The sequence below is a fragment of the Geobacter sp. PheSNFMC genome (assembly GCF_059620965.1).
Genome location: NZ_JCAMRN010000100.1, coordinates 1 through 14,409 on the forward strand (window position 1 = coordinate 1; position 14,409 = coordinate 14,409).

Below are 14,409 nucleotides of genomic sequence, written 5' to 3' on the forward strand. Positions count from 1 at the left end.
CCCTTCCCGGGTCAGCCTGAGCGCGCGCGTGAACTGCTCCCAGGTGGAGAAGAGCAGCGAAACCATGAACAGCGCCAGGAGGACCGCAAACCAGGGCGACGTGTACACGTGGTCCAGTGCCAGCGTGCGCGAAAGGGTTGCGAGAAAGGGGTGGTCAAGCGCCCACCGGTCCATGCCCGCCGGAGAGAGCAGGAACCGCTGGGGGAAGAGATAGCCGACAACCACCGCTCCCAGCACCAGGATGATCAGGGTCAGAACCGTTGAGCGGGCAAGAAAGAAACGTTTGATCATATCCTCAACCTGCATCGGGCGGCACGGGCCGCCAAGGGACCATGCACGGAAGAGTCCGGCGCGGAGGCACGGCACCCTCCGCCAGGAGCTCCTACCCCGCGCCCTCCCGCTTCGCCTTCTCCAGCAGGGCCGCGACCGATGCCCCCTCCTGACCGGCATCGATGATCATGTCGGCCACCAGGGCGGCACAGGTGCACATGGCCTCGCCGGTACCGAGCATCCTGTCGGAGATCCGTTCCCCGGACCCGTCAGCGGCCCGCATTCGTTCGAGTAATCTTATCATGGAGCTTACCCACCTTTTTGAGACTTCGTTTCAACAGGAACTCGATAATGGGGGTCATGAAGCGGGGGCCGTGGGCCTGCTTGATGGCCTCGGTTTCCAGCTCCCAGGAGGTTTTCTTCCAGCGGCCGATGATCTCGAAGCCGCCGGGGGTCATGAATCCCACGTTGTCGGTCTGGACGGCCACCACCATCCCCCGGTTGACCAGGTCGTAGTGGCGCAGCAGCCCCGGATCGCCGTCGGGCACCGGTTCGAGCGTCTCCACGTCCACCACCCGGGTCCGGGTCCAGGGTGGAACGACCTTGGCCCTGGCAAGGGGACGTCCGGCCAAGTGATCCTTCAGGACATTATCGAAAAAGTTGGTGCTCACCTCGCCCATGCCGAGAACGTTCACGCAGTGGTGCTCGTCCACCTGGAGGATCTCCGCTGACTTGAGATAGAACTCTTCCCGGGAGCACTCCCCGAACTGGGCCAGATAGCCGCCGCCGTCGCAGAGGCGGCTGCCCGGGGGAAGCCGGAACCGGACCCCGTCCCGCTCACAGGCATTCATGAAATAGACGAAACCGGCGGTCGACCCGATGATGACGATCGGCTCCCCGGTCCGTTCCGCCTCCATGAGCGCGGACAGGAGAAAGGTCAGGTCCAGGCCCCGGCGGTCGATGAGGTAGCGGCTGTCGGGGGAGCCGAACATCCGCCGCACCACATCCAGCCCCACCGCCATCCCCATGCCCGGCGCGATGTCGGGGGAGGGAACCATGAGGAACATGCGCATCCGGTCCACGTCGGGGAACACGTACTCCCTGGTGAGGAGGCCGTTGGCCGCATTGATGAGGGTCACCCCCGCCGGGTCCCGCAGTATCTTCCCCTTGTTCAGGGGGTCGGTGGTGCCGCTGGTGAAGTAGCGCTGCTCCGCCCGCTCCGCCGGAAACGAGGTCATGACGAACTTCTTGAAGGCCATGGACGGGACCGCCGGGATATCCTCCCACCGCTCCACCTTTCCGGGCGACCTCCCTTTGTCGAGACAGAAGCGGCGGTAGGGCTCCACCGTATTGAACTGGAGCTCGAAGCAGCGCAGCGCCAGGTCGTTAAATCCGTCCTCGTCACGGTTTTCCAGCCCCTTTTCCACGTAGGAGAGGATGTCCCGGTCCAGTTCCCGGACAAAGTCGGATTCGAGCGAGTAGTCTTTCAACAAATGATCTCCTTCCGCGGCACGCCTGACAAGTCGACCTGCGTCAGCAAGGGCGGAGCGCGCATCATAAATCGTTAGTAAAAATTTCCCAACAGTTTTATCTTCCATCGCAGCGCTGCCGGCGGGCCAACGGCCGGGACAGGCAGCTCCGCCGCTGATACTGCCACGTGATTTCGCGTACAGACCGGCGAATAGCCTCAGGTGATCGAACGTGCGGAAAATCGACCCGAATAACCGGATTACAGCCGATGCGAGCCACAAAGTCACCGCTTTTTCACCGCAAATGAGGCCCATTATGCAAAAAAACCAATTAAAAGCAAAGAATATACCAGACCCAATGCAGAGCCTTGCCCGCACTCCGTCCCCGGCCCCGAGCCCGCGGCAGGCCGCCCGTTTTCGTTGCGGCGGCCGCGGCACCTTCAACCTGCCCACGATTGGTACATTTCTGGCAATGATGTGCGAATCCGGACGAATCGTTCTCCGGCAAGGCGAAATAGGGGCCCGTGCCGCCCCGGAGCTCCGCGGCAACGCGGGCAAACCCACTCTGGCGCGGATACAGACAGACATCACCGGAGGAAAGCATGCTGAATCGCACCACAAGAAAGATCGCCCTGGTTACCGGCCTGTCCCTGGCTCTTGCCCTTCCGTCGCTGTCATGGGCGGATTTTGCCGCCGGGCAGCAGGCATTCCGGAACGGCGACTATGAGACGGCGTTGCGGGAATACAGGGAGGACGGGGGCGCCCAGGCCAGTTACCGGATCGGAACCCTCTACGACAACGGGTTCGGGGTCCCCGAAAACAAGCAGGAGGCCCTGAAGTGGTACCACAAGGCGGCAGATCTCGGCCTGGACCAGGCACAGCACCGGATCGGAGAAATGTACGACAACGGGCGCGGCGTCGAAGAGAACCCGGTCACCGCCCTGAACTGGTATCTGAAGGCTGCCGAGCAGGGAATGGCGATCGCCCAGTTCAAGGTGGGCGACATGTATTACACCGGAAAGGGGGTCAAACAGGACGTGGCGCTGGGGGTCAAATGGCTGCAGCAGGCGGCCAAGATGGGAAACATCAGGGCCCAGTACGAAATAGCGACCATGTACGAGACGGGCAGGGAGCTGAAAAAGGACATCTCCGAGGCGGCGAAGTGGTATCTCCGGGCAGCGGAGCAGGGGCACAGCAGGGCCCAGTACACCATTGCGCTCCTTTTCCTCAAGGGTGAAGGCGTCAGGCAGGATCGGGCGGAAGCCGTGAAATGGCTGCGCAAGGCCGCGGAAGGCGGGCACACCAAAGCCCAAATGGACCTGGCGAGCCTGAGCCAGTAAATGGGACTGAACGGGTTTCTGCCGCCGGCTACGGGCCGCTGAAGGAGCAGGTGCCGGCTTCAATGCAGCCGTCACCCAGGCTGTCGCCGACCCGGACGCAGCCGGCCACCCCCCAGGGCCTGATCTTCAACAGATAGCCATACCCGTGGTCACGGCAGAACGCGGACTGCCGTGCCGCCGCATACAGAGGCACCGACCCGCTGTCCGCGCAGGAAAACCAGTTCCTGTTCCTGTCGCTGACAATGTACATGTCGGCACTGGGGCAGTAGTAGGTGATATCGTCCTGGTTAAAGAGCTGGTCCTCGATGGTCCCGACGGTGGTGCACACCCCGGGCCAGAGGTCATTGGCGGTCCCCTCGGGGCAGCAGCGCCCGTTTTTCTGCAACACCAGCCCATCCCCGCAGAGCGGGTTGCCCTTGCCGTCATCGGTGGCATCCCGGGCAGATGGCGGCACGACCGGTTTGACGAAATTCACCACTCCCGCTCCGGCGGCAGAGGCGCGCGTCGCAGGCCCCCACAGGCCGACAGCCAGCAGACAAACCAGTGTGAACGGAATCTTCATCTCCAGCACCTCCCTCGGCGTCTCCGTTTCCGTCAGCGGGAACACGCTGTCAGTAACTGCCGGCCGCCTCCAGCAGCTTCGCGATTCCGTCCATCCCCCTGGCCCGGGCCACGTCCAGGGCCGACTTTCCGTCAGCGGTCCGGGCAGAGACATCCGCCTTGCGCTCCAGCAACGCTCTGACGATTTCTTCGTTTTCCTCGGCAACGGCAATCAGCAGGGCGGTGACGCCGTGCCTGTTCCGGACAGCAACGTCCGCCCCGGCATCGATCAGGAACCGTGCGATATCAGTCCGGTTTTGAGCCAGGGCAAACATGAGCGCGGTATCCCCGTCCCTGTGCACCGCATTGATGTCGGCCTTTGCTCCCACCAGGAATTTCACCACCGCCAGGTGGCCGTTCATGGCGGCCGCCATCAGCGGCGTGACATCCTCGAAATTGCTGTTGTTGAGGTAGGCCCCACGGCCTGCCAGGTACCTGACGATCTCCGGCTGTCCGTTGTGGGCCGCGATCCAGAGCGCATTGACGGCCATACTGTTCAGATAGTTCACCCAGGCACCATTGGCAACCAGCAGCTTCACCGTATCCAGGCTCCCCGCCATGGTCGCCACCATCAGGGGAGAGACCCCGTCAATGGTGCCGCCCTCGGTTCTGTCGACGCTTTCGGTGTAGTTCACATCCGCCCTGGCCCGGATCAGCTTCCGCACCCCGGCCGCGTTTCCCTCCATGGCCGCGTCAAAGAGCTCGCCGTTGACGGAACGTTTCGACGTGCTGCTGACGATCTCGTCCCCCGTGAAGACGATTTCATAGAGACCGTCGCGGGTTAAGCCCCGTTCGCGGCAGTTGCGGTAGTCGCCGCGATAGGTGGTGGTCGCGCCCCGCCTGACGATCGAAACCCTTCTGGTCCCGCCGTCGCCGCAACGCACGGTCTTGCCGCTGTTTCTGCGTACCGCGTCGTGCCCCCCCAGATCGACGATCATGTCCGTCATGAGCTTCGTGGTCGCTTCCTGCTCGTATTCATAGGCACGGACATCCGCGGGGTGGCCCAGCGCCACCGCGGCAGCGGCGGCGGCCAGCACTAGTCTCGTTATCATTCCCTTCTCCTGAATCGCGCCCCGTGGGGCCGCAGCCGCAGCGCCCTCTCCTGGCCCGCCGCCCCCGTGGCACTCAAACGAAGAGAGGTGGGGCGCCCTGCAGCCTCACCTCTCCGTGCTCGGGCCGGCTGTTGACTAACAGGGATGCACGTTGGCGGAGCCGACGATCCGCGGTTTGACATAGCTGCGCTTTTTCATCTGATCACGTCCTTTCCGCACCCGCTGGTGCACTATCCGGTGTGTAGCGTTCCTACCACGGTGACTTCGTATTCCACAACTGCCCGTCCTGCGAGTAGGTCGAGCCGCCGGCGGTGGCGCTCTGGTGGCAGAGGGTCTGGCTGTTTGTGGTTATGCTGGTAGATTGAGTGGCTTTTCCGAAGAACCAAATGCCCGCGGTAGACAGGGGCGAACTACCATCGCCGCCGCCCCCCTGCGGGAAGCGTCCCACACCCGCCCCCCTGGATCCGCTCTGGGATGCGGGGCCGGTCATGCTGCCGCCGGAGGCGGCCCGGCCGCGGTGCTTCACGTCGAGGCAGTTGGTCACCAGCAGGCGCGGCAGCCTGGCGTTGTGCGGCGTATGGCACTTGGAGCAGGTAAAGGCGTGGACCTTGTTGTTGGCATTGCCCCCGCTGGCGGTCGCCCATCCCTTGACCGTGTTGTGGACCCGCTGCATGGTCTTCCAGTTCGAGGTGGCCGGCGCCGCCGTGTTGTTGAGGTCGGCCTTGGCGTGGCAGCCGATGCAGAGGCCGGCGAATTCCGCCTCGGTCCTCGGCTGCAGCGTGGTGGGCGTGCCCGGGAAGGTCCAGTTGGCCCGCGGGGCGCCGGACGCCACGCCCATGCTGTTCTGGTCGATCCGGTAGCCCGGCGTGCTGCCGACGTTCATGGCACTTCTCTTTTTGCCGCCGCCGCGGGCTTCGGTTTTGCTGGCCGGCGCCGCATCCTGCTTGTACGGCGAGGTGACCCAGGTCCCCTTGAGGAGCGGTACGGCATAGGCCTGGTTGGCTCCCAGGGACGGGCTCACGCCGTGGGGGTCGTGGCACGGCGTGCAGAGGCCGTTGATGGGCTTGGCGGCGGTGGTGGTCAGGCTGGAGGATGCGCCGAAGTGCCCCCCCTTGTTGTCAGGGTTCAATGCCTTGTAGGCATAGGTCTGGGTGTTGGCGAAGGTGCCGCTGCCGAAGTACGGCGTATCGTGGTAGCCGTAGATGGCCTGGGTGGAGCCGAAGGTCCCGCCGCTGGCCGTCGGGCCGTACCCCCAGGGAGCGGTTGCGCCGGCGCTGGCGGTATTGTGGCAGTCGAAGCAGAGGGCCGCACCCGGGTTGTAGGCGTTCTTGTTGGGCTCGACGGCATCGCCCCCCGCATACGGCGTGTAGTCGGCGGTGTAGCCGCCGATGCCGTTGCTGGTTGCCTTGAGGATACCGCCCATGTTGCGGCCGGTGGCGCTGGAGTAGCTGCTCATGATGCCGGTGGCGCTGGTGCCGTGGGAGTTGTGGCAGTCATAGCAGAGCACGTTGACCGTGCCGCTGGTATTGGCATAGACCTCGCCGGTGGTGCTGTTCCCGACGGTCCAGCCCCGTTGGTTCAGGTCTGCGCGGCCATGGGCCGAATAGGCCTTGGTAAGGCTCTTGGCCACCGTGCTGCTGCCGGTGACCTTGGCCCAGGTGGTGGTAGTGGCAACGCTGTACCGCTCGGCAATGCTCTTGCCGTCCCATGCGTACTGCGTCGGCGTCATGCCGTCGCCGAAGGGCTGGCTGGCCGCGTTGGTGGCATTGTGGCAGCCGAGGCAGTTGCTGTTGAGCTTGGCAAGCTCCGTCCGGGTGCCGTTGGAGGTATAGGCGGTGCCGGTGGTCCCTTCGGTGTAGGCTACCGGTCTTGAGGTGGTGGTCCGGATGACCAGGTTGACCGGCTGGCCGGCTGCCCTGGTGTGATAGGCGATATTGGCGGTGCCGTTTGCGTTGGCCTCCCAGTGGCACTGGTAGCAGACGGTGTTGCTGATCTGCACGCCCTGAACATGGTGCGATTCCCCGCCGAACTGCGGGATGACCGCGGCACGGGTGCCCACCTCGCCGCTGTGGCAGCCGATGCAGGTGGGCTTGTAGGTGCCGCCGTCATAGGTGCCGGTGCTCGGGACGCCCCAGGTGGGTCCGGCCGCCGCCGTGGTGTCGTGGCAGAGGATGCTGAAGCACTTCTTGGCACCGCTGTCGTAGGTGGCCGTCACGCCCACCACCGTGGAGTTGAAGACCACGTCGATGTCGCCGTTCACGTGCTTGGGATTGCCGGAACCGGAACCCAGGTGGCAGATGAAGCAGTCGATGCCGTAGCCGCCGTTGGCTGAGCTGGCGGAATGCTTCTGGTGGCTGTCGGTGAAGGCCGAGGTCTGGTTCTTGTGACAACTGCCGCAGTTCATGGGCGCGCCGCCCCAGACCGGCAGCGGGCTGGCATAGTTGCCCCTGCCGTCGCTGTGGCAGTAGACGGCGCAGGTGCCGAAGGCGCTGCTCGGCGCCAGGCCGTTGGTCGTGCCGCTGGCACCGGCAATGCCGTTGCCGGCGGCCGGGGTGTACTGCGGGTTGGCGACCTTCTGGTTCAGGCGTTGGGCCGTGCTGTAGAACGCCCATTCCACCTTGCCGTCCACGTGGTAGTTGTTCTCCTTGACGCCGTGGCAGTTGGAGCAGCCGAGACGCGGCTTGCCAAAGGCGGTGCTCACGTGGGCGTCGTGGGAGCCGGTGGCGTGATAGGTGTCGGCGGTCACGCCGTGGCAGGTGCCGCACGCGGCCTGGGACGAGCCGCCTTCCCAGTTGGGCCTGGTGTTGCTCCCCCCCTGCAGCGCCGCCCGGGTGGACGTTCCGCCGCCGTGGCAGTAGAGGTTCGCACAGGTGTTGAGGGTATCCGCGTTGGTCGTCCGGCGGACCACCGTTCCCGCATTGGTGGATTTGTAGACGATTCTCGGCGAGTAGTTGTCGGACAGGGTCGAATAGCCGTAGAACGTGCCGCTGGTGACCCTGCCGCCATAGGCGTTGAAGCCCATCTCCATGTCGTAGCTCGGCATCTCCTGCGAGTACTGGTAGTGGCAGACGTTGCAATCCTTGCCGATGCTCGGGTTGAGGGCGTGGGCCTGGTGCGCGCCCACCATGCCGGGGGTGAGGGCTCCCACGGCCGGAATGGTCATGCCGGCCTCGTTGACGGGCGGACGGCCGTGACAGGTATTGCAACTGTCCACAACGCCGTTGACGTGCAGTTTCGGGTCCTTGAAGGCGTATCCCGTGTTGTCCACGTGCTTGTGGCAGAGGATGCACTGGTTGGCGACGAACGGCCTGTTGTTGTTGTCGTCCCAGTGGGTGTAGCCGGGAAGCGGCGCTGCCGGCGGGAAAGCATGGCACTTGACGCAGTCGTTGGTGCCCACGCCGGTGAGATAGGGAGAATTCCAGACGGCGGGCGCCGGCGAGCCGAGGGAGCCGCCGTCTGTGACGGCAGAGCCGTAGGGACCGGCCCCCACGTTGGAGGCCATGCCGCCGCCGTGGCACCAGACGTTGCTGCACTCCCTGCTCGCATAGTTGTAGGACGGCTGGTGCTCTGCGCTGGAATAGCCGTTCTGCACGCCGCTGCCGGCAATGGCGCCGAAGATGACCTCGGCCGGCAGGGCCGAATCGATGTGGCCCGGGGTGTAGGGGCCCGTGGGCTTCAGGTGGCAGCCGGAGCAGTCGATCCTGGCCGAATACCTGAAGGGCATGGAGGTGATGTGCTGGAAATGCGCTCCCACATAGGGATCGGTCTTGGACGTGGTGCTGCCGGGTCCGGAGGTGCTGTAGAACCCTGCGGCGGACGGGCTGGTGGTGTGGCACTTCTCGCAGAGCGGAACGGCGTGGTTCGGCGGCTCCCAGGCGAGGGTCCGGCGGGCGCCGTGGCAGTTGCCGTTGTAGCAGGTGCCGTAGGGGGCGGAACCGGGCGCCTTGGCGGAACTGTAGGAATAGTGGGTATTCTCCCCGAGGCCCGTGAACATGAAGTTGATCTTGCTGTTGCCATGGTTGAGGGAGTTGGTGCTCCCGCCGTTGGCGTGACAGATGCGGCAGTCGAAGCCGGTCACCTCTTCTCCGGCGTGCTGGGGATGGCCGCCGGTGGTGTTGGGAGCGGCCTGGTGGCAACTGTTGCAGTTGGTGGAGCCGCCCCAGACCGGCGTTGCAAAGCTGGTGGGACCGCCGGTGCCGTTGTTGGACTGGACGTCACTGTGGCAGTACAGGTTGGAGCAGGTGCCGTAGCTGCCCGGGGCGGTGGGGGCCTTGGCGCCGGTGGAGCCTGCCGCGACTCCGGCGTACCTGGCAGTAGTGCTGTTGGCGGCGAGGTCCCATTCCACGTTGCCGTTGATGTGGGACGCGCTGGTGGAATAGTTGCGGAAGCCGTGGCACTTGGCGCAGGCGATGCCGTTGCCGTAGCCGGGCTCGTTGCCGGCATGCTTGGCATGGCTCCCCGACGGCGGCGGGACATCTGCCGTGGCGGCATGGCACGAGCCGCACCCCACCTGGGTGATGCCGGTCCAGGCCGGTTCGGTGTTGTAGCCGCCGTTACCCTCCCAGCCGTGGCAATAGACGTTGCAGGTCATGATGGTATTGGGGGCCTGCTGGATGGTGGTGCCCGCGGCGCCGGACCAGGAGTAGTCGTTGCCCGGCGCGAGGGTGCGTATCGTGCCCGTGGTGACGCTCCCCACAAAGCCGGGGAAGGTCCCGTTGGTGACGCTGAACCCCAGGTTCAACTGCATGTCGGGGGTCGCCGTGACCAGGTGGTTGGCGTTGCTGTGACAGGCCGTACATGTCACCTGCCGCGCATTGTGCTTCCCATGGGAGCCGGCATTGCTGGCAAAGGGGAACAGGACCTCGGTCGGCGGCACCACCAGCATCTCGTAGCTGGTGGGCGGATTGCCGTGGCAGTCGTCGCAGGACTGGCCGGTGGCTTTCGTCTTGAAGCCGATGCTGTGGGGGTGGCACTTCAGGCAGTCGCCGTTGTTGTTATGGTCCTTCCAGGCAACCTTGGCGGCGCTGTACTGGTGGAACCGGGCCCGGTGATGGCAGACCTCGCACACGTTGGTGGATGCGGTGCCGCTCCTCCTGTCATTGCCGAACACGCCCGCGACATTCGCATTGATGGCCGTGGAGATCGTGTCGAAGAGGACCGGACGGGGTCCGGTGGGCGTGGTTATCACATTCCTGACCTGCTTGATATTGGTCGCGTCGGGAGAATGACACGTACTGCAGGTAAAGTTGACACCCCACTTGCCGTACTTCTGGGTACCGAGCTGCAGGCTGCTGTGCATCATGGTGCCATACTTGTTGACCACGACCTCGATGGGATCGGGGCACATGGTTTCCCCGCCGCTACTCTTGACCACCTTCACGTGGAAGGTCTTGACCGCCCCCTCGATGGCTCCCGGCTTGGCCGTGATGTCCAGGTGCGTGTATTTCGAGCCGTTGTTGGTCGGAATGGCAAAGTCGTTGGCCTCGAAGGCGGCAACGGTGAAGTTGCTGTCGTCGATGTTCGTGCCTTGGGTGACGAGGCTGAAGGTGGTGGGTCCGCAGACCCCGGTATCCTTGTTCTTGATGCCGATGGTCAGCTTGACGGTGGTGCCCGCCTTGACATAGGACGCCGTGGGGTTGACGATCAACTCCGGCAGCTCGTTGCACCGGTTCTTGATGGCCGCCGTTGCGCTGGCGGTGACGCCGGCGTTGATATTGTTGACCGAGTCGATGGCACAGAGGCGATAACCGTAGTTGACCCCTTCGTCCAGTCCCTTGTCGGCCACGGAGGTGGCGGGTCCCTGGTAGGCCAGGAAGGTCTTGGCGTTATCCACCGTGCAGGTACGCGGGGCCGGCGCGTTGCCCAGGCCGCGCACCAGCTTGTAGGTGACCGGCTGGCCGCCGGCATCGGTGGTGCCGAGCCAGTTCAGGTTGACTTCGGCCCGGTCGGTGTCGTTGTGGTAGGTACCGGTGACGGCCGTGAGTGACGACTCGTTGGGAGGCTCTTCGTCCATCAGGATGGTGGCGCTGCCGGCATCATTCACCAGCAGGGCGTTCGTCGTCCTGGAATGGGTCACCGACGTTACCCGGCCCTTGACCGTGAAGGTGATCCCCTGGTTCCCCTTGGGGGTGATGGCCACGTAGTAGTCGGTGGGGACCTGGGTGGCGGCCAGGCCGCTGGTGGGGACCTGCCAGTTGTCGGTCATGGTGGGGGCGGTCAGGTGCCCCAGGGACGTGCCCGCGGCCGTGACGATATCCACCCGTCCCACGTAGTCGGAGATGACCTTGCCGGCCGGCAGCCCGCTGGTGGTCGACAGGGTGACCGTGACGTTGCGGATCGTGTCGTTGACGCCGCCGTTGGTCCTGAGTCCGAAGGCATCCACTTTGGTGGGCCCGGCGTTCCAGGGAATGATCGCGTTGGGGGGCTCGGCGACGATGAAATCGCTCAGGGTGGTCGTGGGCAGAATGGTCAGCGTGGCCGACGTACTGTCGTTGTCCACCCCGATCCCCCCGGTGGAGGCTACCGTCAGGTCGTCGACAACGGCGGTGAGGATCACGTTGGTGTTGGGGGCATCGCCGATGTTCACCACCACCAGGTAGCGCCTGACCGCGGTGCTGACCGCCAGGTTGAGCCCGGAGATGGTGGCGGTGTTGCCGGAAATCGTGGTGGTGGAGCCGAGCAGGGTGTCGCTGCCGTCAAGGGTGCCGATGGTGCCGGCATCGGCGTACAGCTTCACCTCTTTGACATTGGTGCCGGTGAACGTGGCGTTCCCCTTGATGGTGACGGCCGTGACCGTCTTGGCCTTGGCCGCGGTCAGGGTGAAGCTGTCGATGACCTTGTTGACGTCCGAGGCATAGACAGTGGCATTGGGAATGGCCGAGCCGTTGCCCACGTCCACGTTTTCGTTCTCGGCCGCAGTCTCCTGCACCATAAGCTGGGCATTGACCGAGCTGCCGAGACCGATGCGCATGCCGGCGGTGACGCCGATCTGGATGCCGAGCCGGGCGCCGGCCGGCACATTGCTGAAATCCTGTCCGGCCAGGGAGGTGGTGATGGTCTGGCTGATCGAGCTGCCGGTGGTGTAGCGGGAGGTTATGGGGGCGTTGACCCTGACCCCGTCGCTGGTCACGTAGAAGAGCCGCAGCGTCACCGTGCCGCCGCCGAAGGGGGTATAGACCCGGTAGACAAAGGATCCGCCCTTGATGGTTTTCATGACCGAATGATATCCGGCCCCGGCGAAGTAGAGCCTGATGAAATCGGGCTGGGCGGTGGTGGCGGAGTATCCCCGCCCGGCAACGCTGGCGCAGGTGTGGCTCGGGTAATTGAGCAGGCCCACGAGGGGGAAGCCTGACCCGGTGGTATTGCTGGTGATGCAGGCGGTGTCGGTGACGGAGGGGCCGCCCGTTTCGGAAATCCCCGCCAGGGTCGTGCCCTCGTCCCAGTCCGCGGCATAGATCTTCGTGACCGCGGTGCCGCCGTACTGGATGGTGGGGGTTGAGGAGGAGGTGCTCGTAACGTTCACCACGCCGCCGGCCGCGCCGGTGACCGCGAAGTAGGAGCTGTTGGCCACCCGGGCTCCCACGGTGGTGCCGTAGGTGGAGTTCCGGGCGATACTATAGACGATGAAATAGCGCTGCGGCGTCGTGGTAATGGTCTGCGGGGTTGCCAGCTCATAGGCCTGGCCGGTGAGCTGGGTAAAGGTGTAGGGCCCGCCGACCTGGGTGTCGGTCTTCTGGAACAACCCGTCGCCGTTGGCATCCTTGAAGATGGAGAAGGTGACGTCGCCCGGCTCGTCCTCGTTCACGTAGACGCTGGTGTTGGTGCCGATCTTGTCGAGCTTGCCGCCGCTCCAGGTGGCTCCGCCGCTCACGTTGGAGTACAGGTCCATCTTGAGCATGGGGATAGCGCCGTCCCCCTGGGTCACCGACGCGAGCTGGCCGCTGTAGTAGTCGGACAGGTTGTTGACCGTCACCGAGTTGGCCACATAGGGGGCCTCGGTCACGGTGAAATAGGAGTAGTTGGTGCTGTTGCCCCAGTAGAAGCGCGCCGACGACGAGGTGCTCGCCATCCGGCAGGTGACGACCACCTTGAGCCGGTAGCCGGCCTCGACATCCTTCGGCTGGGGGTTGGTAAACGTCAGTTCCAGCGGCGTCTGGACCGCCGGGTGGGCCTCTTTCTCGTCCGAGGTCCAGAGCAGCACGCCGTTATTGGCGGTCCCCTTCGGGTTGTAGGCGTACACGTACGCCTTCCAGTACATGTTGTTGGTGGTGCCGTTGCGATCCCGCATCCCGATGGTGACCGACGGGGCGGTGAGGGTCTGCTTGGTGGCATAGACCGGCCCGTAGGCCCTGATCATGTTCTGCTCGGCGGTGCTGACGGAGGCGGTAACGTACCGGGAGGTGGTATAGACACCCGGTTTCATGGAAATTTTGCCGTCGCGGCTGGTCCTGGTCGTGGTGTAGCCGTCGGCGCCCAGGTTTACGGCTGCAGAATCAAGGGCGAAGTAATAGGTATTGGTGGCCGTATCGCCGATCAGGGGCCGGAACATGGCCTGGTACAGGAAACAGGCCAGCACCAGCATTACGGTAATGCCGATTTTAGTCCGTATCCCCATTCCCCTGATTTTCCTGACGAGCGCTGTTTCCATAAAATCCCTCGTGTGGCGTAGATGGCGGAAAGTCTAGTGCATGGCTACATGGCCGAATGGCAACTGACGCACTCGGTAATGCCGTTGTTGTCGGTCCACTTCACGCTCTGGCCGTTGTGGCAGGCGATGTTGGAGCAGGTCTTGGTGCCGCCGTCCCACATGGTGGCCGTGTCGAGCGCCTGCTTGGCTGAATCGTTGGCACCGGAGACCTTGTAGCCGCCGTTGCGCTTCCAGACGCTGCTGTAGGTGGCGATGGCGAAGCTTGCCGGCCGCATCTGGGCTTTGGAGATGACGGCCACGGGTTTGAACGCCACATCCACGAGGCCGTTGACGTGCTTCGACCGGTCCGCGATCGCAGCCCGGTTGCCCGACAGGGCGCCGACGGCGTTGCCGTCGTAATGGCAGGTCTTGCAGACCGCGTTGTCGTCGTTGCGGGCGGTGGTGACGGTCTCGTAGTGGCAGATGTTGCAGCTGATGGTGGTGGCGGTGGCTGCATTGCCATGGCTGCTGCTGCCGGTGGTGCCGGCCGTGGCGCGCTTGCCCGGGCTGCTGTAGATGTTCATGGCGTGGATGCCGATCTGGTGGCCGCCTGCCACGCCGGTGTAGCCGAGGAAACGGTTGTTGTAGTGGGACGAGGACCCGGCAATGGTGCTGTTGGGCGAGTTGCCGTGACAGGCGGCGCAGCGGTCGCCGGCAAAGCTGCCGCCGTACCAGTCGGGCGTGGCGGCGTAGACCAGGTTTGCGGCGTAGCCGTTGCTGTGGCAGTAGACCGACGCGCACCTGACCGACGCGCCGGTGGTGCCGGTCAGGCCGCTGCCGGCTGAATTGAGTCCGCTGCCGTTGGTCGCGCCGTTTTTCGTTTTCAGCCCGCCGGCATTCACATCGTTCTTGCTGAGGGAGAGGTCGATGTGGCCGTCGATATGGTGCACCGGATCCATCGGATGGCAGTTGGCGCAGCCGTAGCGATAGGCCGCTCCCACCGGGTGGTTGCCGGTATAGGCATAGAAGGTCGGGATCATCCCTCCCACGTG

8 protein-coding genes are annotated in these 14,409 nt (G+C 64.5%); 1 reads left to right on the plus strand and 7 read right to left on the minus strand.

From position 1 onward, the window contains the following. The 3 genes from AC6CDK_RS16965 to AC6CDK_RS16975 form a co-directional block, all read right to left on the minus strand. A partial coding sequence (locus AC6CDK_RS16965) for a cytochrome c biogenesis ResB family protein (protein WP_496639928.1) occupies nt 1–291 on the minus strand: 291 nt, incomplete at its 3' end. A 91-nt stretch (nt 292–382) separates the two neighbouring features. Next, nucleotides 383–574: a hypothetical protein gene (locus AC6CDK_RS16970; RefSeq protein WP_010943521.1), complete on the minus strand. Its 192-nt coding sequence runs from the start codon at nt 572–574 to the stop codon at nt 383–385. Next, nucleotides 540–1,760: a LuxE/PaaK family acyltransferase gene (locus AC6CDK_RS16975; protein ID WP_226048471.1), complete on the minus strand. Its 1,221-nt coding sequence runs from the start codon at nt 1,758–1,760 to the stop codon at nt 540–542. The genes AC6CDK_RS16970 and AC6CDK_RS16975 overlap by 35 nt, the downstream gene beginning before the upstream one ends. A gap of 581 nt (nt 1,761–2,341) precedes the next feature. Here AC6CDK_RS16975 and AC6CDK_RS16980 point away from each other — a divergent pair. Next, a complete protein-coding gene (locus AC6CDK_RS16980; RefSeq protein WP_039646550.1) occupies nt 2,342–3,079 on the plus strand; it encodes a tetratricopeptide repeat protein in 738 nt (245 codons plus the stop codon). A 28-nt stretch (nt 3,080–3,107) separates the two neighbouring features. On the opposite strand, the gene AC6CDK_RS16985 is transcribed toward AC6CDK_RS16980, so the two are convergent. The 4 genes from AC6CDK_RS16985 to AC6CDK_RS17000 all read right to left on the minus strand — a co-directional run. Continuing rightward, nucleotides 3,108–3,641 (minus strand): hypothetical protein, encoded by a 534-nt coding sequence (locus AC6CDK_RS16985; RefSeq protein WP_039646552.1) that lies wholly within the window; start codon nt 3,639–3,641, stop codon nt 3,108–3,110. Nucleotides 3,642–3,690: 49 nt separating this feature from the next. After that, nucleotides 3,691–4,731 (minus strand): ankyrin repeat domain-containing protein, encoded by a 1,041-nt coding sequence (locus tag AC6CDK_RS16990; RefSeq protein WP_192905817.1) that lies wholly within the window; start codon nt 4,729–4,731, stop codon nt 3,691–3,693. A gap of 250 nt (nt 4,732–4,981) precedes the next feature. Beyond that, nucleotides 4,982–13,378: a CxxxxCH/CxxCH domain c-type cytochrome gene (locus AC6CDK_RS16995; RefSeq protein ID WP_192905818.1), complete on the minus strand. Its 8,397-nt coding sequence runs from the start codon at nt 13,376–13,378 to the stop codon at nt 4,982–4,984. 44 nt (nt 13,379–13,422) lie between these two features. Continuing rightward, nucleotides 13,423–14,409: CxxxxCH/CxxCH domain c-type cytochrome (locus AC6CDK_RS17000; RefSeq protein WP_496639929.1), on the minus strand; the 987-nt coding region annotated here is incomplete at its 5' end.